The sequence below is a fragment of the Sphingomonas sp. M1A8_2b genome (assembly GCF_053345535.1).
On record NZ_JBKFAH010000001.1, the window covers coordinates 964,691 to 988,034 of the forward strand.

At 66.6% G+C, this 23,344-nt stretch carries 17 protein-coding genes and 1 tRNA gene; 6 read left to right on the forward strand and 12 right to left on the reverse strand.

The genetic code is table 11. The features are described from left to right. Positions 1-85: 85 nt before the first annotated feature. From ACLBWL_RS04505 to ligA, 4 genes are all read right to left on the reverse strand, one after another. Positions 86-883, reverse strand: a complete 798-nt coding sequence (locus ACLBWL_RS04505; protein WP_447790598.1) for a LytR/AlgR family response regulator transcription factor — start codon at positions 881-883, stop codon at positions 86-88. Further along, entirely contained in the window at positions 880-2,055 is a 1,176-nt protein-coding gene (locus tag ACLBWL_RS04510; RefSeq protein ID WP_447790600.1) for a sensor histidine kinase, read from the reverse strand. Before ACLBWL_RS04510 ends, ACLBWL_RS04505 begins: the two co-directional genes overlap by 4 nt. Positions 2,056-2,261: 206 nt before the next feature. Continuing rightward, on the reverse strand, positions 2,262-5,639 hold the full coding sequence (locus ACLBWL_RS04515) for a TonB-dependent receptor (RefSeq protein WP_447790602.1): 3,378 nt from the start codon (positions 5,637-5,639) through the stop codon (positions 2,262-2,264). A gap of 206 nt (positions 5,640-5,845) precedes the next feature. Continuing rightward, a complete protein-coding gene (ligA, locus tag ACLBWL_RS04520) occupies positions 5,846-7,969 on the reverse strand; it encodes an NAD-dependent DNA ligase LigA (RefSeq protein WP_447790604.1) in 2,124 nt (707 codons plus the stop codon). A 116-nt stretch (positions 7,970-8,085) separates the two neighbouring features. Between ligA and ACLBWL_RS04525 the strand changes: the two genes are divergently transcribed. After that, on the forward strand, positions 8,086-9,069 hold the full coding sequence (locus tag ACLBWL_RS04525; RefSeq protein ID WP_447790606.1) for an SDR family oxidoreductase: 984 nt from the start codon (positions 8,086-8,088) through the stop codon (positions 9,067-9,069). A 164-nt stretch (positions 9,070-9,233) separates the two neighbouring features. On the opposite strand, the gene ACLBWL_RS04530 is transcribed toward ACLBWL_RS04525, so the two are convergent. Next, on the reverse strand, positions 9,234-9,902 hold the full coding sequence (locus ACLBWL_RS04530) for a Crp/Fnr family transcriptional regulator (RefSeq protein WP_447790608.1): 669 nt from the start codon (positions 9,900-9,902) through the stop codon (positions 9,234-9,236). Positions 9,903-9,999: 97 nt separating this feature from the next. Between ACLBWL_RS04530 and ACLBWL_RS04535 the strand changes: the two genes are divergently transcribed. Both ACLBWL_RS04535 and ACLBWL_RS04540 read left to right on the forward strand, forming a co-directional pair. After that, positions 10,000-10,779, forward strand: a complete 780-nt coding sequence (locus ACLBWL_RS04535) for a class II aldolase/adducin family protein (protein ID WP_447791999.1) — start codon at positions 10,000-10,002, stop codon at positions 10,777-10,779. A gap of 145 nt (positions 10,780-10,924) precedes the next feature. Then, positions 10,925-11,275 (forward strand): hypothetical protein, encoded by a 351-nt coding sequence (locus ACLBWL_RS04540; protein ID WP_447790610.1) that lies wholly within the window; start codon positions 10,925-10,927, stop codon positions 11,273-11,275. Positions 11,276-11,404: 129 nt separating this feature from the next. Here ACLBWL_RS04540 and recN read toward each other — a convergent pair whose 3' ends face one another. Together recN and ACLBWL_RS04550 are read right to left on the reverse strand one after the other, a co-directional pair. Then, complete coding sequence (recN, locus tag ACLBWL_RS04545; RefSeq protein ID WP_447790612.1) at positions 11,405-13,069, reverse strand: DNA repair protein RecN; 1,665 nt, start codon at positions 13,067-13,069, stop codon at positions 11,405-11,407. A gap of 73 nt (positions 13,070-13,142) precedes the next feature. Further along, the gene (locus tag ACLBWL_RS04550; RefSeq protein ID WP_447790614.1) at positions 13,143-14,105 is read right to left on the reverse strand and encodes an outer membrane protein assembly factor BamD; all 963 of its coding nucleotides are present in this window, start codon (positions 14,103-14,105) and stop codon (positions 13,143-13,145) included. 169 nt (positions 14,106-14,274) lie between these two features. Here ACLBWL_RS04550 and ACLBWL_RS04555 point away from each other — a divergent pair, with 169 nt between their 5' ends. Both ACLBWL_RS04555 and ACLBWL_RS04560 read left to right on the forward strand, forming a co-directional pair. Beyond that, positions 14,275-15,099, forward strand: coding sequence for a class I mannose-6-phosphate isomerase (locus tag ACLBWL_RS04555; protein WP_447790616.1), 825 nt, complete (start codon positions 14,275-14,277; stop codon positions 15,097-15,099). 309 nt (positions 15,100-15,408) lie between these two features. After that, positions 15,409-16,584: a glycosyltransferase gene (locus ACLBWL_RS04560; RefSeq protein WP_447790618.1), complete on the forward strand. Its 1,176-nt coding sequence runs from the start codon at positions 15,409-15,411 to the stop codon at positions 16,582-16,584. Between the two features lie 141 nt (positions 16,585-16,725). On the opposite strand, the gene ACLBWL_RS04565 is transcribed toward ACLBWL_RS04560, so the two are convergent. The 4 genes from ACLBWL_RS04565 to yajC are packed head-to-tail and all read right to left on the reverse strand — an operon-like array spanning position 16,726 to position 20,022. Beyond that, positions 16,726-17,094: an Mth938-like domain-containing protein gene (locus ACLBWL_RS04565; protein ID WP_156364222.1), complete on the reverse strand. Its 369-nt coding sequence runs from the start codon at positions 17,092-17,094 to the stop codon at positions 16,726-16,728. A gap of 2 nt (positions 17,095-17,096) precedes the next feature. Then, positions 17,097-18,062 carry a protein translocase subunit SecF gene (secF, locus tag ACLBWL_RS04570; RefSeq protein WP_121904384.1) on the reverse strand — a complete coding sequence of 322 codons (966 nt, stop codon included), beginning with the start codon at positions 18,060-18,062 and terminating at the stop codon, positions 17,097-17,099. A 14-nt stretch (positions 18,063-18,076) separates the two neighbouring features. Beyond that, positions 18,077-19,681 carry a protein translocase subunit SecD gene (gene secD / locus ACLBWL_RS04575; protein ID WP_447790621.1) on the reverse strand — a complete coding sequence of 535 codons (1,605 nt, stop codon included), beginning with the start codon at positions 19,679-19,681 and terminating at the stop codon, positions 18,077-18,079. Continuing rightward, on the reverse strand, positions 19,681-20,022 hold the full coding sequence (yajC, locus tag ACLBWL_RS04580; protein WP_055875282.1) for a preprotein translocase subunit YajC: 342 nt from the start codon (positions 20,020-20,022) through the stop codon (positions 19,681-19,683). The genes secD and yajC overlap by 1 nt, the downstream gene beginning before the upstream one ends. 255 nt (positions 20,023-20,277) lie before the next feature. Between yajC and ACLBWL_RS04585 the strand changes: the two genes are divergently transcribed. Beyond that, a tRNA-Pro gene (locus ACLBWL_RS04585) sits at positions 20,278-20,354 on the forward strand. Between the two features lie 266 nt (positions 20,355-20,620). Here the strand turns inward: ACLBWL_RS04585 and ACLBWL_RS04590 are convergent. Beyond that, positions 20,621-22,903, reverse strand: a complete 2,283-nt coding sequence (locus ACLBWL_RS04590) for an NADP-dependent malic enzyme (RefSeq protein WP_447790624.1) — start codon at positions 22,901-22,903, stop codon at positions 20,621-20,623. Positions 22,904-23,344: the final 441 nt, after the last annotated feature.

Here is a 23,344-nt window from a genome sequence, read left to right on the forward strand (position 1 = left end):
CGGGCGTTGCCCTCAATGGCTCTGGATCCTGACTTTCGTCAGGATGACGGGAAGGGGACTAGGATAAGGGGAAGGCCCCCTTACCTCAATGAACGAACCGCGCGACCACATCACGGTACGACCGCGAGACCTTTACGCTCGCACCCGAATTCAGCACCAGGAAGCATTCCCCATTGGTATGCGGCTTAACCTGCTTCACCAGATCCAGGTTCACGATCGTCGACCGATGCACCCGCTGGAACCGCCGCGGATCCAGCCGCTTCTCCAGATCCTTCATCGTCTCGCGCAAAATCAGCGTGTTATCGCCGGTATAGATGCACATATAATCGCCGGCAGCGTCGATCCGCTCGATCGTATCGACATCGACGCGGAAGATCTGCCCGCGATCCTTGATGTTGATGAGCTTCTCGAACCGGTTCGACGACACGGCATCGCCGTCCGGCATGTCCGCCGCCGCATCCGGCGCGACATCGGCGAGCACTTCGCGCAACCGATCGACCTCCTCGACACCGCGCTTCTCGCTCAAACGCTGGCGAACCCGCTCGATCGTGTCGGCCAGTCGCGATTCCTCGACCGGCTTCATCAGGTAATCGACCGCCTGCGCCTCGAACGCGCGCAAGGCATGGTCCGAATACGCGGTGACGAACACGAACAACGGCGGCTCGACCTCCATCAGGCCCTGCACGACGGAGAACCCGTCGAACCCCGGCATCTGGATATCGAGGAAGACGAGGTCGGGCTTGTGCGTCTTGATCGCACGAATGGCCTCGCGGCCGTTCGAGCATTTTTCGATGATCTCGACGTCTTCATGCGCCTGGAGGCGGAGTTCCAGCCCCTGGATCGCCAGCGGCTCGTCGTCGACGAGAATGGTACGGATGGTCATGCGGCCTCTCTGTTCACGTCTTCCAGCTGATACGGTATCTCGATTTCCACCGAGAAGCCGCCAGCCGGCGTGGAGCGGGTTTCGAAACGGTGGTCGGGGCCGTATGCCTGAGCCAACCTGTCTCTAATATTAGCGAGCCCCACGCCGGTCGAATGGCTTGAACTGATCCGGCCCTCGATCAAGCCCGGACCGGTATCGGATACGGCGATCTGCACCCGTTCCCCGGCAAGGCGCACTTCGACGCGGATTTCGGCGCCTTCCTCTTGCGGCGTGACGGCATATTTGATCGCGTTCTCGACCAGCGGTTGCAGCAGCAGCGACGGCAGGCGCGCACGTTCGGCGCGGGGGTCGATCTCGAACTTCGGCCGCATCCGATCCTCGAAGCGCATCTTCTCGATCTCGAGATACAGCTTCAGCTGGTCCACCTCCTGCGCGACGGTGACGTGCGCGGTGGGTTCGTTCGCCAGCGTATAGCGGAGGAACGACGACAGCCGGCTCAGCATCGCATTCGCCCGCTCGGTCTGCTTCAGAAGCACCAGCGTCGAGATCGAGTTGAGCGTGTTGAACAGGAAATGCGGGTTCAACTGATAGCGCAGCATCGCCAGCTGCGCGGTCGAGGCCTGGTTCTCGAGATGCTCCATCTGGTCGATCTGCGCCTCGACGATCAGGTAGAAATTGATCCCGAAATACAGCGCCGACCAGCCGAACAGCACGGTGAAGGTGATGTAGATCGACACCAGCAGCCGGCCCAGCGTCACGCCGGGCGTTGCGCTGGCGATGAACGAGAAGGTGAACGCGTCGAGCACCGCGTACAGGAAGGTCGCCGCCGCCAGCGTCGCGATCGTCAGGAATATCCCGACCAGCCGCGGCAGCTGCCGGTACATCCCGTAGAAGGTCGAGAGCAGCAGCGTGATGCAATAGCCCAGGATCGCCTCGACGATCACCGGGATCACCACGTCGAGCGTCACCCCGTTCGAGATCGACACGACGCCGCGCAGCAGCAGGTATCCGCTCCACCCGACCGCCTGCAACGTCCAGAACGCACGGCTTTTATTCTCGAAGAACGGCCGCGCGGTGAAGGGCAGCGGACGGGTGCTACGGACGGATCCGGCCGCGCTCGATCCGTGCGTGTTGGGTCCGGTCGGCGGGGCAGGGACGGGGAGCGTGGCCATGATGGCAACGGCTCTTACACGCCGACGCTAGCCCACGCAAAACCAGGCGATCGGTTGGCGGAAGATCGTCTGTCCATCCTCCGCTGCTGCGTCGCCTCGGCCGCCTGCCGATCGGTCGCCATCAGGAGCGGCACCATTCGCACAAAAAAGGCCGCCGCTTCCGGTGGGAAGCGGCGGCCTCGTCAATTTCACCCGTAAGACGCGGATCAGAACGTGAAGCGTGCACCGATACGGATCGAGTAGAGCGACTGGTTGACGTAGATCTGGTCGGTCGGCGTCGAGAACGACGCACTGCCGCCCGCCGGCGAGTAGCGGTACTGCGCACAACCCTGACCGGCCGTGGCCGCAGTGACGCCGGCGATCGACGCGCCGGTCGCGGTCGGCGCCGTCAGGCACTGAACGCGGACGACCGCGGTGTTGTACGGGAACGCGTATTCGCGCTGCTGACCCCAGTTCTTGTTCAAAAAGTTGGTGAAGTTCTCGATGTCGGCGAAGATCGTCACGCGCGATCCGCCCAGGAACGTCGGGATTTCCTGCGCCACGTGAAGGTCGAGACGCGTGAACCACTTCGAGTGGAAGGCGTTACGCGGAGCAACCTTGCCGCGGTACTTGGCTAGGCCCGAGGCGTCGATGAACGCGTTTACCGCATTCTCCACCGCGGTGCTGCTATAGGACACGCGCGGATCGTTCACGGTCGGGACGTACATCAGATAGCGGTTGCCGCCGGTGCCGGTGCCCGAGCTGACGCCGGTGGTGCCGAAGACCGACGAACGGTTGCTGCCGAAATCCTGGAACGTGTAGCTGAACGGATGGCCGATACGCGATTCGCCGAACAGCGCGAACGTGGTCTTGTAATCACCGAAGAACGCGTGGTCGTAGTTCACGCCGTACTTGAAGAAGTACTTAACCTGGTCGTTCGAGATGCCATAGGCGACGTTGTTCGGATCGACGAACGCGCCGTTGCTATAGTTCGACCCGGCGGTCGACGAGGTCGCGGGGGCCGCGTCCTTGACGTCCTGATAGGTGAAGCTGCCGTTGATGTTCAGACCGAAGTCAAACGTCTTGTCGATCCGCGCGACCGCGATGTAGGCGCGGCCCTTGTCGGTGTTGGTCAACAGGATGTCGGTGTTTGTGTTGGTGCTGTTCGGGCCGTCGATCAGGTTCTGGTAACGCTGGCGGCCATCCGGCGTCAGCGAACCGGCGATCGGCACCGAGCGGATGTCGGTGAAATAGACCTGCTCGCGCACCTTCGAATACAGGAAGTCCGCACCGAACACCCAGTTGTCGCCGAGCGGCCCGAGGTTGGCGGTGTATTCGCCGGTCAGCGTGGCACGCCACTGCGACGGGATCTTGAAGTTCGGATCGAGCGCGTTGGTCGTCGAGGCGGTCGAGACCGTGGCGTTGGTGAGCAGCGTGTTCACCGCGGTCGGGATGCTGGTCCCCGTTACGCCGTTGAGCGCGGCGTTGCCGATCGCCGCGTTGGTGGTCGCACCGGTGAAGCCGGTCGCCGAGCGGTTGATCGAGACCGAGTTGCTCAGCACGCCGGTGTTGGAGAAGCTGTTCGACACATAGACGTCGGGGGTGCCGCCGCCGAAGATGCCGCCGCCGCCGCGGATGCTGACGCGGTTGGCAGGCTTCCAGTCGAACCCGGCACGCGGCTGGAACAGGCCGAAGCCCGAGATGTTGGCGGTGTTGGTACCGATCTGGACACGCTTGCCGTTGACGATCGCCCCGTTTGCATAGCGCGCTGCAAACGCGGTGTTGAGCGCCGGATTGTCGTCCATCGCGTAAAGGTCGTAGCGCGCGCCATAGCTGATATTCAGCGTCGGCGTGACCTTCCACGAGTCCATCACGCCGAACGTGTAGCTCTGGTAGCCGAAGTTCGCGGCCGCATCCTCGGGCACCAGCGACGGGATCGCGTTGCCATACGCGATCGAGTTCGCGCGCTGCGCCTGGAAGTCGGCGATCGAGTCGAAGTAATAATTGCCCGACGAGTTCTGCAGGAACGAGTTGAAGATCGAGACGCTGGAAATTTCGGTGAACACCCGCACGTCGTGGTCGTTCATCGTTAGGCGCGCCTGTGCCAGGCCGCCCCAGGTCTCGGTCTTGAGCGCGTTGGTCTGGCGCGAGCTGTCCGGGCCGAACGACACGACGCCGGCGTTGTTATCGCATGCGGTCAGCGAACCGCCGGTCGGGTTAGTCGGGTTGGTGCAGACGCGGAACTGCGCGAAGCCGCGGCCGAGCACCGGATCCTGGATCCGCGTGTAGTTCTTGTAGAACCCGCGGACCTCGGTCGAGAAGCTGTCGCTCCAGTTCGAGTTCAACTGCGCGACGCCGGTGTGCAGCCGGTTGCCCTGGATATACGCGTTCGACGCGAGACCGAGGCCGGTCGGCGCGTTGAGGAACGTGTTGTTCAGCAGGTTGATCGCGTCGTTGGCGTAGGTGTAGGTCAGCGACAGGCGCTGGCTGTCGGTGATGTTCGCATCGATCTTCGCGACGACGCGGTCGTCCTTGTCGCCGAGATTCCGCAGCACGCCGCCGGTGTCGTAATTATAGACCGACTTGGCGAGCGCGCTGATCTGGTCGACCGACGACTGGGTGATGCCGGGAACGCCGTTGCCGACGTTGTTGTCGATCGGGCCTTCCGCGATCGGACGACCGCCGCGCAGGCGCTCGCCGGCGACCATGAAGAACACCTTGTCCTTGATGATCGGACCCGACAGCTCGGCGCCGAAATTCTCGACCTTGAAATTGGGGACGCTGACCTTCAGGTCCTTGGTCTTCTTGCCGACGAACTCGTCGCGCGACTGCGAATAGAAGCCGGTGCCATGGAAGTCGTTGGTGCCCGACTTCAGCACGATGTTGACCGCGCCGCCCTGGAAATTGCCCTGGCGGACGTCGTACGGCGCGACCTGCGCCTGGAACTGGCCGATTGCATCGAGCGGAATCGGCGAGCGGCGGCTGGGAAGGCCATCGCTGTTCAGGCCGAAATTGTCGCTGACCGACACGCCGTCGACGGTGAACCGGTTGTAGCGCGCGTTCTGACCGGCGAACGACACCGAACGGCCGCCCGAGGGGCTGTCGTCGAGGCGGGCGAACGGATCGCGGCGCTCGAGGTCGCGGATGTCGCGGTTGACGGTCGCAATGTTGGCGATCTGCGCCGCGTTCAGCACGGTCGTCGGACCCTGTGAGATCGAGCGGGCGTTGGGCAGGCGCGCTGCGGTCACGACGATCTCGTTGCCGCCACCGGCTTCCGAATTCAGTTCGATCGGAACATCGAACGCCTGGGCGACGGTCGTGGTGATGTCGGTGACCTGCGTGGACGAATAGCCGGCTGCGTTGACCGTCACGGTGTAGGGACCGCCGGCGCGCAGGCCGTTGACGTTGAACGCGCCCGAGGCGTCGGTCGTCGCGGTCGAGCGGCTGCCCGCCAGCGTGTTCGTGATCACGATGTCAGCGCCAGCGACAGGGGCGCCGGCGGAGGTCACGGTGCCGCGGATCGACGACGTCGTCTCCTGCGCAGAGGCCGCCATCGGTGCGACCAGCGCAATCGCTGCCGCACCCAGGAAAAGGTTGTTCCGCATCAGTAATACCCCTTTTGAGCCTTCGGCTCTGGATTTCGCGACTTCATGTCGTGTTAATCCGGCCCTGCACGCGGAATATTTCGGATATGTGACATTGGCGAGTCGTCAATTGTCACAGACACACTCGGTCATGCCGCGTTGCAAAAAAGCCACGCAGTGAAACCGTTTCTGTCGCGATGGAACCGATCGAAAACTAAGCGCGAGGCTCAGCTCGCGGCGACGATTTCCGCCCACTCCGCCTCGGTGATCACGCGGATCCCGAGCTCGGTCGCCTTCTTGAGTTTCGAGCCCGCGCCCGGTCCCGCGATCACAAGTCCGGTTTTGCTCGACACCGACGCCGCGACTCGCGCGCCCAGGGCTTCCGCCTGCGCCTTGGCTTCGTCGCGGCTGAGTGTTTCCAGGCTGCCGGTGAAGACCAGAATCTGCCCCGTCACCGGCGACTCACGCGTCTCATGCACCACATCCGCGGGCTTCACCTCGCGCAACAGATCGAACACGACTCGGCGGTTGTGCGGTTCGGCGCAGAAGCCGATCAGCGCGCTCGCAACCTCCGGGCCGATCCCAGCGGTCTCGATCGCACCGACCAGCAGCTTGTCGCGGCGGAGCACGAACTTCCGCTCGGGTTCGCCGATCACCGGTTCGATCCGGCTGCGCAGGAACACGGCATGGCGCAGTACCGCACCGAGCGCCTTTGCCGAGACATAGCGTCGCGCAAGGTCGCGCGCGGTAATCTCGCCCACGTGGCGGATGCCGAGCGAGAACAGGAATCGGTCGAGCGGGATCGTCCGCTTGGTCTCGATCGCCGCGATGACCTTCGCCGCCCACACGCGCCCGTCCTTCTTCCGTGCGGCGAGCTGTTCCTCGGTCAGGCGGAAGATGTCGGCGGGCGATTCGATCAGCCCGTCACGGAAGAACGCTTCGATCAGCGTTTGGCCGAGCCCGCCGATGTCGAACGCATGGCGCGAGGCGAAATGGATCAGCCGCTCGACTCGCTGCGCCGGGCAGATAAGCCCGCCGGTGCAGCGATAGACGACCTCGCCTTCCTCGCGCTCGGCGGCGGACCCGCATTCGGGGCAAATGTGGGGAAAGACGTACGCTTCGCGCGTCGCGTCCGGTGTCAGGTTCTCGACGATCTGCGGGATCACGTCGCCGGCGCGCTGGACGAGGACGCGGTCGCCAGGCCGCACGCCGAGCCGCTCGATCTCGTCGGCATTGTGCAGCGTCGCGTTGGTCACGACGACGCCGCCGACCGTGACGGGGGAGAGGCGCGCGACCGGAGTCATCGCGCCGGTCCGCCCGACCTGGATGTCGATCTTTTCGAGCAATGTCTGCGCGCGCTCGGCGGGAAATTTGTGCGCGATCGCCCAGCGTGGGGCTTTCGCGACCTGGCCCAGCCGCGCCTGCCAGTCGAGCCGGTCGACCTTGTAGACCACGCCGTCGATATCGAAGGGCAGGTCGGCGCGCTCGGCTTCGATTTTCCGATACACATCGAGCGCCGCCGCTGTCCCTTCGACCCGCGCGAACCCGTCGGCGATCGGGAAGCCCCAGCCGCGCAGCGTGTCCACGACCTCGGCCTGCGTTTCGCCCGGCACGACGCTCGCCTCGCCCCAGCCATGCGCGAGGAACCGGAGCGTCCGGCTCGCGGTGACGCTCGCGTCCTTCTGGCGCAGCGATCCGGCGGCGGCATTGCGCGGGTTGGCGAACTGCCGCGCGTCCTTGCCGCTCTCCTCCGCCTCGGCGAGAAGGCGCGCGTTGAGCGCGGCAAAGTCGTCCTTCGCCATATACACCTCGCCCCGAACCTCGAAGATCGCGGGGGCCTCACCCTGCAAGGTCTGCGGGATGTCGTTGATGGTGCGGACATTGGCGGTGACGTCCTCGCCGACCTGTCCGTCACCCCGCGTCAGCGCCTGCACGAGCCGCCCGTCCTCATACCGCAGCGAACACGACAGCCCGTCGATCTTCGGCTCCGCGGTCAGCGCCACCGGCGCGTCCTCCGCCAGCTTCAGGAAGCGGCGCACGCGCGCGACGAACTCCTCGACCTCCTCGTCCGCGAACGCGTTGTCGAGGCTCATCATCGCCTTGGCATGCGCGACCTTCGCCAGGTGTCCCGCAGGCGCCGCACCCACCGTCCGGCTCGGCGAATCGCTCCGAACCGCAGCCGGAAACGCAGCCTCGATCGCCGCATTGCGCCGCACCAGCGCATCATACTCCGCATCGCTGATCTCGGGCGCATCGTCGGTGTGATAGCGCGCGTTGTGATACGCGATCTGCGCGGCGAGCGTCTCCAGTTCGGCGGCGGCTTCGATCTCGGTCGCGGGAAGGTCGGTCATCGCGACGGGTTAGGGGAGGGGGGCGTCTTTCGACAAGACCTGGATCAAGATGGCGTGAACATTCGCCCGACTTGCGCGCTGACATTCCAGGACAATTTTTCGCAGGACCCGCCATCATGACCGACACCAGCCGCCGAGATCTCTTCAAGGGCGCCGCCGTCACCGGCCTCGCCGCTGCCGCCGTGCCTGCTTTCGCACAGGGGCAGGGGGCGGGGCAGGCGCCACTCGCCGATCCGCAGACGCGCTTCGTTTCCACGCCGTTCCCCGAACAGCGCCAGAAATGGCCGGCGCTCCAGCGCGACATGCGCCCGGTACCCGATTGCGGTGAGGCGAGCTATCGCGGGTCGGGACGGCTGGCAGGGCGGAAGGCGCTGGTCACCGGCGGCGACTCCGGGATCGGCCGCGCGGCGGTGATCGCGTTCTCGCGCGAAGGCGCCGACGTCGCGATCAACTATTACCCGACCGAGGAGCCCGATGCGCAGGACGTCGCGAAGCTGCTCCGAGCCGAGGGGCGCAAGGTGGTGCTGATCCCTGGCGACCTGACCGATGCGAAATTCTGCAACGACCTGATCGCGCGCGCCGCGCGTGAACTCGGCGGCCTAGACATCCTCGTCAACAACGCCGCGTACCAGCAGTCGAAGGCGTCGATCGCCGAAATCAGCTTCGAGCAGTTCGATCGCACGATGAAGACCAACGTCTATGCGATGTTCCACCTGTGCAAGGCGGCGATCCCGCTGATGAAGCCGGGCGCGTCGATCATCAACACGGGGTCGGTGAACTCGGTGAGTCCGGGCGAGGAGCTGCTCGATTATGCGACCACCAAGGGCGCGATCCTGATCTTCACCAAGGGGCTCGCCAAGCAGCTCGGCAAGCAGGGCATCCGCGTGAACATGGTCGCGCCGGGGCCGGTCTGGACGCCGCTGCAGGTCGCGGGCGGGCAGCTGCCGGGCAAGATGGGCGAGTTCGGGCAGGATACGCCGCTCGGTCGCGCGGGGCAGCCTGCGGAGCTGGCCTCGCTGTTCGTGACGCTGGCGGAGACGGGGACCAGCTTTACGAGTGGTAGCGCGTTTGCGGCCACGGGCGGCAGCGGGGTGCTGTAGGGCGCACAGCGCCACCTCTCCATCCTTTCAACTCCACCCCGGCGAAGGCCGGGGCCCAAATGGAAAGGTCGCAGTAACGGAGCAATGCGCATCGTTATCACCGTCTACCAATTGGGCCCCGGCCTTCGCCGGGGGGGTGTTCTGTGAAAGTTTGCGAGAACGACTCACCCCGCTCCCAACCGCCGCAGCCCCTCCGCATCCACAACCGTGATCCGCGCATAGTCCAGCGCGATCACGCCCTCGCGCTCCATCGCCTTCAACGCCTTGTTGAGCGTCTGCCGCGACACCCCGATCATCGCCGCGACGTCCGCCTGCCGGATCTCGACGCTGCTTCCGCCGGCCGCGCGCACCATCCCCGCCAATGTCCGCGCCAGCCGTACCGGGATCGGCTGCGACAGGCCGTTCATCATGAACGCCAGCGACGCACGTTGGTGCGCGCACGCCAGCAGCGCGATGTCCCACCACAATTCGGGCGTGTCGCTAGCCAATCGCCGGAACGCCTCCATCCCGATATGCAGCACGCGCGTCGGCCCGAACGCAACCGCGTCATGCGGCCGGGGCCCCGCGTCGAGCGTCGACAGCTCGCCGAACCACGTCCCCGGTCCCATGATCAGCACCACCAGCTCGGCGCCGACCGCGGGATAGCCGATCAGCCGGACCTGCCCGTCGAGCACCGCCCACAAGCCGTCGGGTGGATCGCCGACGCCGTACAGCCGCGTCCCCGCCGCCACCGACCGCACGCTCGCCTGCTCCAGCAACAGCGCACGCCGCGCGGGCGGCACCGCGCCGAACCACTGGTCCGCCTCGAGCCGGGCATGATCGATCGCTCCCATCGCGCAAGTGTCTGCGGATCCGCCAGATTGTCAATCCGGCGACAGTCTCGCGCAGGGGGGCGTGTTACAACTCTGTAACAATAATAGGAGATGGATGATGGCGACCGCACTCAGGACCGAACCGACGATACGCGATCTCGTGTCGCCCGAGGAATGGGCGCTCCGAGTCGACCTCGCTGCCGCTTATCGGCTGGTCGCGCATTACGGCTGGGACGACCTGATCTTCACGCATCTGTCGGCGCGCGTGCCCGGTCCCGAGCATCATTTCCTGATCAACCCCTACACGCATATGTTCGAGGAGATCACCGCGTCGTCGCTGGTCAAGATCGACATCGACGGCAACAAGGTCATGGACACGCCCGCGCCGGTAAACCGCGCGGGCTTCGTGATCCACTCGGCGGTCCATGCCGCGCGCGAGGACGCGGTCGCGGTGCTGCATCTCCATACGCCGCACGGCCAGGCGGTGTCGGCGATGGCGGAGGGGCTGCTCCCGCACACGCAGACCGCGATGATCGCCGGGCACGACGTCGCGTATCACGACTTCGAGGGCATCGCGACCGAGCTCGACGAGCGCGAGCGGCTGGTCGCGGATCTCGGCACCAAGCACAGCATGATCCTGCGCAACCACGGCACGCTGACGGTCGGCGAGTCGATCCCGCAGGCGTTCCTGCGAATGTATTTTCTCGAACGCGCGTGTGAGGCGCAGGTGCTGATGCTCAGTGCCGGCCGCGAGAATCTCAACACGCCGAACCAGGGCGTCGCGGAGAAGGTCGAGGGCCAGTCGAGCGGTCCCGGCATGCGAATGCTCGCGGATGGGCTGGCGTGGCCGGCGTTGCTGCGCAAGCTCGACCGGATCGACCCGAGCTATCGCGACTGAGGTCTGGATTCGGGGCGGAGGCCACCACCCCGGCGAAGGCCGGGGCCCAATTGGCAAGGCCATTGTAACGAAGTATTGCGCTCGCCAACGGCTGTGTCCCGATCGGGCCCCGGCCTCCGCCGGGGTGGGACGCGGGGAGGACGCAATGAAGACGGCGGTATTAGTGGCGGCCATCCTCTGCGCGACGCCCGCGACAGCCCAGCAGACTAAGGTCACGCCAAAGCCGGCCCCCGCCCCGGCGATCGGCTACGACTGGAACGACGACTCGTCCGCCGACGACCGGGTCCAGCAATCGCTCTGGCCACGCTCGGACGCCAGCGCGGCTGGGCTCGACGACATGATCCACACCGAGCAGACGCCGTTCCACGCCACGATCCGCGACGACGGCGGCCTCGGCAGCCGCGCGTTCCACGGCATCCGCAAGGTCGGCGGCGACTACCGCGTCGTGCCCGTGCTCAAACTCCACTTCGGCCACGCGAAGCCAGCGACGCCCTGAGCGGAGCGGTCGCGCGACCGGCCGTTCTCCTGCGAACGCAGGAGTCCAGGGTTTCTAACGCGACGACCTGTAACCCCGGACTCCCGCATTCGCGGGAGAACCGCAATACCGCGTGGTGCGTCCCAACCCTCAAGCCCGCTCGAGCAACCGCTCCGCCTGCGCACGCGCCTCATCCGTAATCTGTGCGCCCGACAGCATCCGCGCGATCTCCTCGCGCCGTTCGTGCTCGGTCAGTGCGCGGACGCCGGTCCGCGTGACCGTGCCGTCGCTGCTCTTGGCGATCAACAGGTGCTTCGCCCCCCGCGCCGCGACCTGCGGGCTGTGCGTCACCACCAGCAGCTGCGTGCTTCGCGCGAGTCGGGCCAGGCGTTCGCCGATCGCGCTCGCCACCGCGCCGCCGACGCCGCGGTCGATCTCGTCGAACACCATCGTCGACGCGCCGCCTTCCTCCGCCAGCGCCACCTTCAGCGCGAGGATGAAGCGCGACAATTCGCCGCCCGACGCGATCTTGGTCAGCGCCGCGAACGGCGCGCCCGGATTGGTCGAGATCTCGAACTCGACGCGATCCTTGCCTGCCGCCGACCAGCCCTCTTCGCCGAGCGGCGCCACCACCGTCTGGAACCGCGCCGCATCCAGCTTCAGCGGCGCCAGTTCCCCCGCCACCGCCACGTCGAGCCGCTTGGCGGCCGCCAGCCGCCGCTTCGTCAGCGCGTCCGAGGCCGTATCATACGCCTTCCGCGCCGCCGCGACCCGAGCCTCGATCACCGCAATCCCGCCTTCGCCCGCATCGAGCCGCTCCAGCCGCGCGCGCATCTCGTCCGCCAGCGCCGCCAGATCATCCGGCTGCACCCGGTGTTTGCGCGCCATCGCCCGCAACTCGAACAACCGCGCCTCGTCATCCTCCAGCGCGCGCGGGTCATAGGCCAGCTCCGCGCGCGCATCGCGCAACTGCTCTTCCGCCACCGACGCCTCGATCACCGCGCGGTCGACCGCGGCCAGCGCCTCGCCCAGCGCGACATGATCCTCCGCGATTCGCTCGAGTACCCGCGCCGCCTGGCGCAACTTCGCCAGCCCGCCGTCCTTGCCCTCGAGAAAGTCATCGATCGCGGCCAGATCGTCGGCGATCTTCTCCGCACGCTGCATCGAGCGCCGCGTGTCCGCCAGAGTCTCTTCCTCGCCCGCGACAGGCGCCAGCGCGGTCAGTTCGGCAACGGTATGCTCGAGCCATTCGCGATCCCGCGCCGCCGTCTCGATGTCCGCGCGCGCCGCCGCCAGTTCAGCCTCGGCAGCACGAAACGCCGCGTAAGCCTTGCCCGTCGCGCCCGGTTCGGTCCGCCCAAAGATGTCGAGCAAGGCCCGATGCCCGCGCGCGTTGAGCAGTCCGCGCTCGTCATGCTGCCCGTGGATCTCGACGAGGTGCGGCGCCATCTCGCGCAGCAGCCCCGCCGACGCCGGCTGGTCGTTGACGAACCCGCGGCTGCCGCCGTCCGCCTTGACGATCCGCTTCACGACCAGCGGCTCGCCACGCTCGATCTCCACCCCGTTCTCGTCGAACAGCAACGCGAGCGGCGAATCGGGGGCGGGGGCGTCGAACGTCGCGGTTACCACCGCTTGGTTCGCCCCATGCCGGACCAGCCCGCTATCGCCGCGACCACCCAGCGCGAGGCCCAACGCATCGAGCAAAATCGACTTGCCCGCCCCGGTCTCACCAGTGAGCACGCCGAGCCCCTCGCCGAATCCCAGATCCAGCGCCTCGATCAGCACCACGTCGCGAATGGAAAGCTCGGTCAGCATAGTCGGTCCGCCTTAGACGAACGGGCGCGTAAAGCGATCCCCCTATGTTCCAACCTCGCGCGCCGCGTCCGGGTCAGCTTCCGGTGTTGGACGGCTGGCCCGCCGAGCGCGGCTTCTCGGGCGCGCGGCCGGCCGGACCGGTCGGGGTCGAGCCCGGCTCGTCCAGCTCGACCATCACTGACGGCGTCCCCTTGGTGCCGACGGGGACGACCTGTTCGCCGGGCTTCAGCGGCGGTACGGCGGGCACCTGGTGCTTCTTCAGCAGGTCGTACGCATGCTGGTACCAGTCGGTGCCGGGATAATTGCGCCCCAGCACCGCGCCGGCCTTCTCGGCCTCGACAGGCACGCCGAGCGCCAGATACGTCTCGGTCAACCGCATCAGCGCCTCAGGCGTGTGCGTCGTCTGCTGGAACTTGTCGATCACGGTGCGGAACCGGCCGTTCGCCGCGAGCCACTGGCCGCGCGTCTCGTAGAACCGCCCAATCTCCATCTCCTTGCCCGCGAGATGGTCGTTGACCAGATCGATCTTGAGCCGCGCATCCGATGCGTAACGCGTGTTCGGATAGCGGCGCATCAGCTCACCCAGCGAATCGAGCGCCTGCCGCGTGATCTTCTGGTCGCGCGTGACGTCGGTGATCTGCTCGTAATAGCCGAGTGCGATCAGGTAATAGGCATAGGGCGCATCGCGGTTGCCCGGATGGACCGCGAGAAAGCGCTGCGCCGAGCTGATCGACGCGGTGTAGTCGCGCGCCAGATAATAGCTGAAGGCGGACATGATCTGCGCGCGCCGCGCCCAGATCGAATAGGGATGCTGGCGCTCGACCTCGTCGAACAGCTGGGCTGCTTCCTTGTAGCGCGCCTGATCGAGCCGCCGCTTGGCGGTGGAGTACAGCGTCCCCACGTCGCGCGCGACATAGGGCAGGTCGCCCTTGCCGGCGCGCGCGCCTGCACAGCCAGCCATGGGGAGCGCAAGCGCGGCGACGAGCGTGACCACGAGGGCACGTGGCATGCTCGGAAAAGACTGGGGGATACGCATTGGCGTTGTCCTTAGCGTAAGCGGGGCTTCGCGAACAATCCCTTTCGCCAAACACGCTCGGCGACTCTTTTGATCGGGCAGGTGATCGGGCAGGGGGGCTTTCGCTGGCACGGATCGCACGGCAAAGGTCGTGCGTTGGCGAAACGCCATTCAATTTGAGGATCATGTCATGCCGGCTACATTGTTGCACACCCACCGCGTCGAAAAGCCCTGGGGTCGCGACACGCTCTGGCCCGGCTTCGACGATCCCGCGCCCGGCTCGCCGCCGATCGGCGAAGTGTGGTTCCAAGAGCCCGGCAACACGACGCCCGACCTGCTGATCAAATACCTGTTCACCAGCGAAAAGCTGTCGGTCCAGGTCCACCCGAACGACGAACAGGCGCACGCCCGCGGTCTGCCACGTGGCAAGGACGAATGCTGGACGATCCTCGCCGCCGAGCCGACCTCGACGATCGCGGTCGGCACGAAGGCGCCGATGGCGAAGGACGACCTGCGCGCATCGGCGATCGACGGCACGATCGAAGACAAGCTCGACTGGAAGCCCGTCAAGCCGGGCGACTTCATGTATTGCGCGTCGGACACGATCCACGCGATCGGCGGGGGGCTGACGGTGATCGAGGTCCAGCAGAACTCCGAGACCACCTACCGCCTCTACGATTACGGCAGCGACCGCGAACTGCACCTGAAGGACGGCATGGATGTCGCCGACCCCAATCCGTACGTCCCCGTCGCACCGCCGATCGAGATCGAGACCGGCCGGACGATCATGGTCGAGGGCCCGAAGTTCGTGCTCGAGCGCTGGAAGGGCGGCGACCACGTCGTCAACCTGCCCGAGGGCACGACCGGCTGGGTGATCCCGATCACCGGCTCGGGCGATGTCGCAGGCGTTGCGTTCAAGGCGGGCGAATGCGCGACGATGACGGGCAGCGAGACCGTGTCGACCAGCGCGGATGCGGACGTGCTGTTCGCGTATCCTTTGGCCAAGCGGATTTGAGCAAGGGGTAGATCGAGGGAGGGAGGGGGAGGAGAGCGCTTTCTACCCTGCCTTGTTCTCCCGCGAAGGCAAGAGCCCAGTCTGGGTCCCCGCCTTCGCGGGGAAACATGATGGTTCAGACGAGCGCCATTCCCAGAAGCAACCACCCCGGCGAAGGCCGGGGCCCAATTGGGGAACGTTTCTAATGAAGCGTGGCACACTGTTATTGCCACCTTTCCAATTGGGCCCCGGCCTCCGCCGGGGTGGCAGGCGAAGTAACCGTCGCACCCCACTCACCACCCATTAACCGCCGCGCTATACCCCCGCGCAATGCTGCGCGTTCTCACCCTCTCCACGCTGTTTCCCGACGCGACCCGTCCGAACTTCGGCGGCTTCGTCGAACGGCAGACGCTGGGGCTCGCCGCGCATCCCGATGTCGACCTGACGGTGGTCGCGCCGATCGGTCTTCCGCCCGGCATCCTGCGCAACGTCCGCCATTACGCGCCGCTCGCCAAGCTGCCGCACCGCGAAAGCTGGAAGGGCCTCGACGTCCACCGCCCGCGCTTCACCGCGCTCCCGTTGACCAAGGGCCGCCACCACGCCGCCGCGCTCGAACGCGCGCTCGTGCCGCTGCTCGACTCGATCCGCGAGACCTTCGCGTTCGACGTCATCGACGTGTCGTTCTTCTTCCCCGACGGCCCCGCCGCGGTCGCGCTCGGCAAACGCTACGGCGTCCCCGTCTCGATCAAGGCGCGCGGCTCCGACATCCATCATTGGGGTGAAGCGTCCGCGACGGCGGCGCAGGTCCGCAAGGCAGGGCAGGGCGCCGCCGGGCTGCTCGCGGTCAGCGCGGCGATGAAGGCCGATATGGTCGCGCTCGGCATGCCGGCCGCGCGGATCATGGTGCATCATACCGGAGTCGACCAGGACCGCTTCCGCCCCATCGACGACCGCGTCGCCGCCAAGGCGAAGCTCGGCGTACGCGGGCCGCTGGTCATCGCGATCGGCGGGCTCCTGCCGCGAAAGGGGCACGACATCGTCATCGACGCGGTCGCGGCGTTGCCCGGCGTCAACCTCCTGATCGCGGGGCACGGACCGGCGCGCGCAACGCTTGAGGCGCGGATCGCGCGACTCGGTGTCGGCGACCGTATCCGCCTGCTGGGCGGCGTCCCGCATGCCGACGTGCCCGGACTGATCGCCGCCGCCGACGTCAGCGCGCTCGCCTCCAGTTCGGAAGGCCTCGCCAACGTCTGGGTCGAATCGCTCGCCTGCGGGACGCCGATCGTCATCACCGATGCCGGCGGCGCGCATGAAGTGGTGACATCCCCCGACGCCGGCCGTGTGACGATCGGCGATCCGCTGGCGTTCGCCGCGGCGATCGGTGAACTGCTGGCCGACCCGCCGACCCAGACGGCAACGCGCGCCGTCGCCGCCCGGTTCACCTGGGAAGCCAACACCGCCGCACTCCACGGGCACCTCGCGAAGCTAGTCGCGGATCACCGATAATCCAATCCTCCCCCGCCAGGGGGAGGTGGCTGGCACTTGCCAGACGGAGGGGGAGGCAAGTACCACGTCCGTTCCGTGTCCTCCCCCTCCGTCACCTCCGGTGACACCTCCCCCTTGCGGGGGAGGATAGGGAGGCCCGGCTCACCCCTCGAGCGGGTACAACGCCGCGACGATCCAGCGCCCTTCGCCGCGCAGCACCGCCCACGCGCGAGCGGCGGCGCGGCTGTCCATCGCCTCGATCCCGAACCCGCGCGCCTCGACCGCACGCTTGAATGCAAGCGGCGGCTGGCGCAGCGCATTGCCCGTCCCGAGCAACAGGAACTCGGGCGGCGGATCGAGCGCCAGTAACGCCGCCACATCCGCCTCGCCGAGCGCCTCGAACGCGGGCGGCTCCCAGCCATCCGCGCGCTCGGGGCTGATCGCCAGCGCGGTGTAATAGCCGTCGTCGACCTTGAACCCGCCGCGACCGAACGCCGAGATCATCGGCCCATCGGTCTTCTCGCGGTCCATCCTCAACGCTCGACCTTCGGACCCACCCGCTCGGCGCCGTCCTGCACGCCGCCCTTGCGCGGTGCAGGATCGGCCCGCAGACCCAGCGTTATCAGCAGCGACGACGACACGTAGATCGACGAGTACGTCCCGACCACGATACCGAGGATCATCGCCGCGGTGAACCCGCGCAGCACGTGGCCGCCCAGCACCAGCATCGCGACCAGCGCGAGCAGGATCGTCACCGACGTCATCACGGTCCGCGGCAGCGTCTCGTTCACCGACAGGTCGATGATCTCGCGCATGTCCATCTTCCGGTACCGACGCATGTTCTCGCGGATACGGTCGTCGATCACGATCTTGTCGTTGATCGAGTATGAGATGATCGTCAGCACCGCCGCGACGATGTTGAGGTCGAACTCGAACTGCGTCAGCGCGAAGAAGCCGAGCGTCATCAGCAGATCGTGGACGATCGCGACGACGGTCGACACGCCGAACTGCCACTCGAACCGCACCACCGCGAACAGCGCGATGCCGAGAATCGCGAGGCCGACCGCGAGCAGGCCCTTGCTGATCAGTTCGTCCGAGACCTTGCCCGAAATCGTATCGTACTTCGAGAAGGTCGCGCCGGGGAATTTCGCGGCGAGATCGTCGGACACCTTCTTGACGAGGCGGTTGGTCGCGCCTTCGTCACCCGCGGGCACGGGCAGGCGGATCGACAGCGTCTTGGGATCGCTGAACGACTGGATCGAGGCTTCGCCGACGCCGAGCCGGTCGACTTCGGTGCGGACCGCGTCGATCGACGGGGTGGTCGCGAACTTTTCCTCGATCAGGACGCCGCCGACGAAGTCGACGCCCATGTTGAGGCCTTTCGTGACGACGAGTCCGATCGCCAGCAGCGATAGCAGCAGGGTCAGCCCGAACGCCCATTTGCGGAGCGAGACGAACTTGAGGTTCGTGTTGTCGGGTACGAGTTTCAGCAGGCGCATGGTTATCTCCCGCCTCAAATATTGATCGTGGTGGGGCGGTTCTTCCGCAGCCACAGCGCGACCATCATCCGGGTGAACGTAACGGCGGTGAACACCGACGTGCAGATTCCGATCAGCAGCACGACCGCGAAGCCCTTCACCGGACCCGAGCCGAGCAGCAGCATGATCACGCCGGTGATGGCGTGGGTCACGTTGGCCTCGAAGATCGTCCGCGATGCTTCCTTATAGCCGAGTTCGACCGACTGGATCACGCTACGCCCGCGCCGTCGCTCCTCGCGAATACGCTCGTTGATCAGCACGTTGGCATCCACCGCGGTACCGATCGTCAGCACGAACCCGGCGATACCGGGCAGCGTCAGCGTCGCGTTCAGCATCGCCATGACCGCGACGATGACCAGGATGTTGATGATCACGGCCAGGTTCGCATACAGGCCGAACCGGCCATAGGTGACGAACATGAACACGATCACGAGCAGCGCGGCGACGATCGACGCCAGCACGCCGGCGCGGATCGAATCCTTGCCGAGATCGGGGCTGACGGTGCTTTCCGCAATCGTCTTCAGCGCGACCGGCAGCTTGCCCGAGCGCAGCGAAATCGCCAGCGAGTTCGCCGACTCGACGGTGAAATTGCCCGAGATCGACGCGCGACCACCAAGGATGGGCTCGTTGATGTTGGGCGCGGAGATCACCGAATTGTCGAGGATGATCGCGAACGGTTTACCCGTGTTCTCGGTCGTGACCTTGGCGAAGCGACGCCCGCCGACCGCATCGAACGTGATCGCCACCTGCGGCGCGTTGGTCTGCGGCTCGAACTCCTGGCGCGCATCGGCGAGCTGGTCGCCCGAGATGATCACCGAGCGCTTGACCGCGATGAACGGTACGCCGCGTGGGTTGCCTGGGTAGGGGAGGACCTGGCTGCCGATCGGCGCGATGCCCTTGACCAGATCGGCGGGGTTCGCGGTCTCGTCGACCAGTTTGAATTCGAGCTTGGCGGTCTTGCCGAGCAAATCCTTCAGCGCCTGCGGGTTCTTCAGCCCCGGCACCTGGACGACGATCCGGGTCGCGCCCTGGCGGACGATCGTCGGCTCCTTGGTGCCAAGTTCGTCGATGCGGCGGCGGACGACTTCGGTCGCGTCCTTCATCGCCGTGTCGACCGCCTGGGTCAGGCCCGCCTCGGTCGGCTTGAGCACGAACCGGCTCGTGTCGACGACATTGATGTCCCATTCGCGCTGGCCGCTCATGCCCGCGCCACCGCCGGTGATCGCGAGCAGGCGCTCGCGCGCCGCATCGACCTGCGAAGGATCACGCAGCAGGAAGCTCAGCTGACCGCCCCGCGTCGAAATGTCGCCGATCTCGATCCGCGGCGTGCCGTTGCGCATCGTCCCCGCGACGCTGTCGCGCATCGCCTCGATCCGCGTCGCGGCGAGGTCGGCGGTATCCGCCTCGAGCAGCAGGTAGCTGCCGCCCGCGAGATCGAGCCCGAGGTTGATGTGCGGATGCGGGATCCGCCCCCATTGGCTCGTGGTGCTCTCGGGGAGGAAGCTCGGGATCGCCAGCAGGCACAATGCCGCCAGCAGCCCGATGATCGATCCGATTTTCCAGCGCGGGAAATCGAGCATCAGTCGTTCGCCGGCTTCGTGTTCGGGCTGGTGATGTCGGTCAGCGTCGCCTTGACGACGCGCACGCGGACATTCGGCGCGATCTCGACCTCGACGACGTTATCCTCGACCTTGGTCACCTTGCCGAGGATCCCGCCCGAGGTGACGACGCTGTCGTTCTTCTTCACCGCGGCGACCGACGCCTGCAGCGCCTTCATGCGCTTTTGCTGCGGGCGGATCATCAGGAAATAGAACACGACGAACACGAGGAAGAGCGGCGCGAGGCTCAGGAACGAGGCGATCCCGCCCCCCGCCGTCGTGGCGCCGTCTGCGGCCTGGGCATAAGCTGGTGAGATGAACATGAAGGTCCGTATCTGGCTGGGCCGTGGAAGGCGCAAGGTTGGGTCGGGCCGGACGTCGCGCGTCGCGCCCGCATTGGTCCGCCCGCTATCATCGCTTGGAACCTCGCGCAACAGATCGCCACAGGATGAGACGTGGGCGTCACGCGACCGGGCGCATCCGACATGGCTGCCGACATCGCTGCGGTGTTCGGGCTTGCATCGGGCGCGGACCCTGCGTAGAGCGCCCCCCTCGGGTCGCCTTGCGGCCCGTTCGGTCGGAGCGTAGCGCAGCCTGGTAGCGCACCACACTGGGGGTGTGGGGGTCGCAGGTTCGAATCCTGTCGCTCCGACCATTTTCTTGCATCGATGATGTGCGGTGACGATCAGTCGTCCTGCCGTTCTGGGCAAACCTTGCTGTTCCCTCGCGAACGCGGGGGCCCAGGACCACGAACGCTGCCGCCCGTAAACCTGGACTCCCGCCTTCGCAGGAGAACGGCAGCCGCAAAACATACTCCGTCATGCCGGGCTCGTTCGGGCATCCACCGTGCCGCGTATCAGCGGCCTGAGGTTTTGCGGAACCGTGGATGCCGGAACGAGCCCGGCATGACGGGGGGCAAGCTTACGCAGTCTCGCGCACCGTCGCCGCATGCCCCACCGCAATCGCGCTCAAATTCACGATCCCGCGCGCGGTCACGCTCGGCACCAGCATCTGCAGCGGCTTGGCCAGCCCCAGCAGCATCGGCCCCAGCGGTGCCGATTCGGTCGACGCCGACAGCAGCGACACCGCGATGTTCGCCGCGTCGATATTCGGCATCACCAGCAAATTTGCCGACCCGGTCAACGGGCTGTCGTCGACCAGCCGCCGCCGCAGCGCCTCCGACAACGCCGCATCGCCGTGCATCTCGCCGTCGAACTCGAACTCCGGCGCCATCTCCTTCAGCAACGCATGCCCCGCGCGCATCTTCTGCGCCGAGGGCGACCGCGACGCGCCGAAGCTCGAATGCGACAGCAACGCCGCCTTCGGCTCGATCGCGAACGCGCGCACTGCCTCCGCCGCCAGCATCGTCATCTCCGCGATCTGCTCGGCGGTTGGATCGACCGTCACATGCGTATCGCAGAAGAACAGGCTGCCGGTGCGCAGGATCACCGCCGACATCGCGTACAGCCGCGACACGCCCGGCATCCGCGGCAGCAGCGGCATGACGTACGTCATCTGCGTCCACCAGTCGCCGATCCCGCCGCACAAGGCCGCATCGACTCGCCCCTCGCGCAGCAGCATCGCCGCGGCCACGCTCGGCCGCGTCCGCAGCGCACGCTCGGCGCTGTCGGGCGGCGTGCCGCGCCGGCCGACCAGCGTGCTGTAGCCCTTGAGCAGCGGGTCGAACACCTCGCGGTCGGTGCCCGGATCGAGTACCTCGACATCGGTGCCGATCGTCATGCGCAGCCCGCTCGCTTCGATCCGCTCGGCGATCACCTCTCGCCGCCCGATCAGCACCGGCCGCCCGATGCCCTCGTCGATCACCGTCTGCACCGCGCGCAGCGTCCGCGGGTCCTCGCCCTCGCCATACGCGATCGAGCGCCCGGCCTGCTTGGCGCGCGCGAAGACGGGTCGCATCAGCTGGCCCGAGCGATACACGAACAGCTCGAGGTCGCGCAGATACGCGTCGAAATCCTCGATCGGCCGCGTCGCCACGCCCGACTCCATCGCCGCCTTCGCCACTGCCGGCGCCACGTGCAGGATCAGCCGTGGATCGAACGGCTTGGGAATGATGTAGGTCGGCCCGAACACCGGCGTCGCGCCGCCGTAGGCGCTGACCACCACGTCCGACGCGGTCGCACGCGCCAGGGCTGCGATCGCGTCAACCGCCGCGACCTTCATCGCCTCGTTGATCTCGGTCGCGCCGACGTCCAACGCCCCGCGGAAGATGAACGGGAAGCACAGCACGTTGTTGACCTGGTTCGGAAAGTCCGAGCGGCCGGTGGCGATGATCGCATCGGGCCGGGTCGCATGGACGAGCGCCGGCTGGATCTCCGGCTCGGGGTTCGCCAGCGCGAGGATCAGCGGATCGGGCGCGAGCAGGTGCAGCCATTCCTGCTTCAGCACGCGTGGCGCCGACAGGCCGAGGAAGATGTCCGCCCCCTCCAGCACGTCCGGCAGGGTTCGCGCATTGGTCGTCCGAGCATAGCGCGCCATGTTCGGCGGCATGTTCTCGTCACGCCCGGCGTGGACGACGCCCTTGATATCGGTGAGCGTCACATTCTCGGGGTTGAGCCCCATCGACACCAGCAGGTCGACTGTCGCCAGCGCCGCCGCGCCTGCGCCCGACGTCACCAGCTTCATCTGGTCGAGCCGCTTGCCACGCAGTTCGAGCACGTTGCGCACTGCGGCGGCGCACACGATCGCGGTGCCGTGCTGGTCGTCGTGGAACACCGGGATGTTCATGACCTCGCGCAGCTTCGTCTCGATCTCGAAGCATTCGGGCGCCTTGATATCCTCGAGATTGATCCCGCCGAACGTCGGCTCGAGCACGCGGACCGCCTCGATGAACGCCTGCGGATCGAGCTGGTCGATCTCGATGTCGAAACAGTCGATCCCAGCGAACTTCTTGAAGAGCACCGCCTTGCCCTCCATCACCGGCTTCGACGCGAGCGCGCCGATCGCGCCGAGCCCGAGCACCGCGGTGCCGTTGGTGATGACCGCCACGAGATTGCCCCGCGCGGTGTAGTCGCGCGCCTTGTCCGGATCCGCGGCGATTTCCTCGCAAGCGGCGGCAACGCCGGGCGAATAGGCGAGCGCCAGATCGCGCTGCGTCGCCATCCGCTTGGTCGCCTCGACCGAGAGCTTTCCGGGTTTTGGATAGCGGTGATAATCGAGCGCGGCTTTGCGGAAATCGTCTTCCATGGTCTTCCTAACCTGTCGGCCGCGGCGGCGACCGGGTGGGCGCGGGCAAGGCCCGCGGCGAATGTTCAACGCAGCGCATAGCCTTAGGGGCACCAATCCGCCAACCCCGCGCGGACGTAGCGTCGGTTTGGGCGGGGGCGGCGACCGCGACCCGGCACCCCACACCACAGCACCACCCCGGCGAAGGCCGGGGCCCAATTGGAACGTCGGACCTAACGAAGCGCGGTCCTCCGTTACAACCGTCCCCCAATTGGACCCCGGCCTCCGCCGGGGTGGTGCACGCCCTAAGGATCCTCCCCCGCAAGGGGGAGGTGGCACCGAAGGTGACGGAGGGGGAGGCAAGCGGTCACCTCCGTTGCGTGTCCTCCCCCTCCGTCTGGCAACCGCCAGCCACCTCCCCCTGGCGGGGGAGGATTGAGAATCAGCGAATCCCCTGTCCTA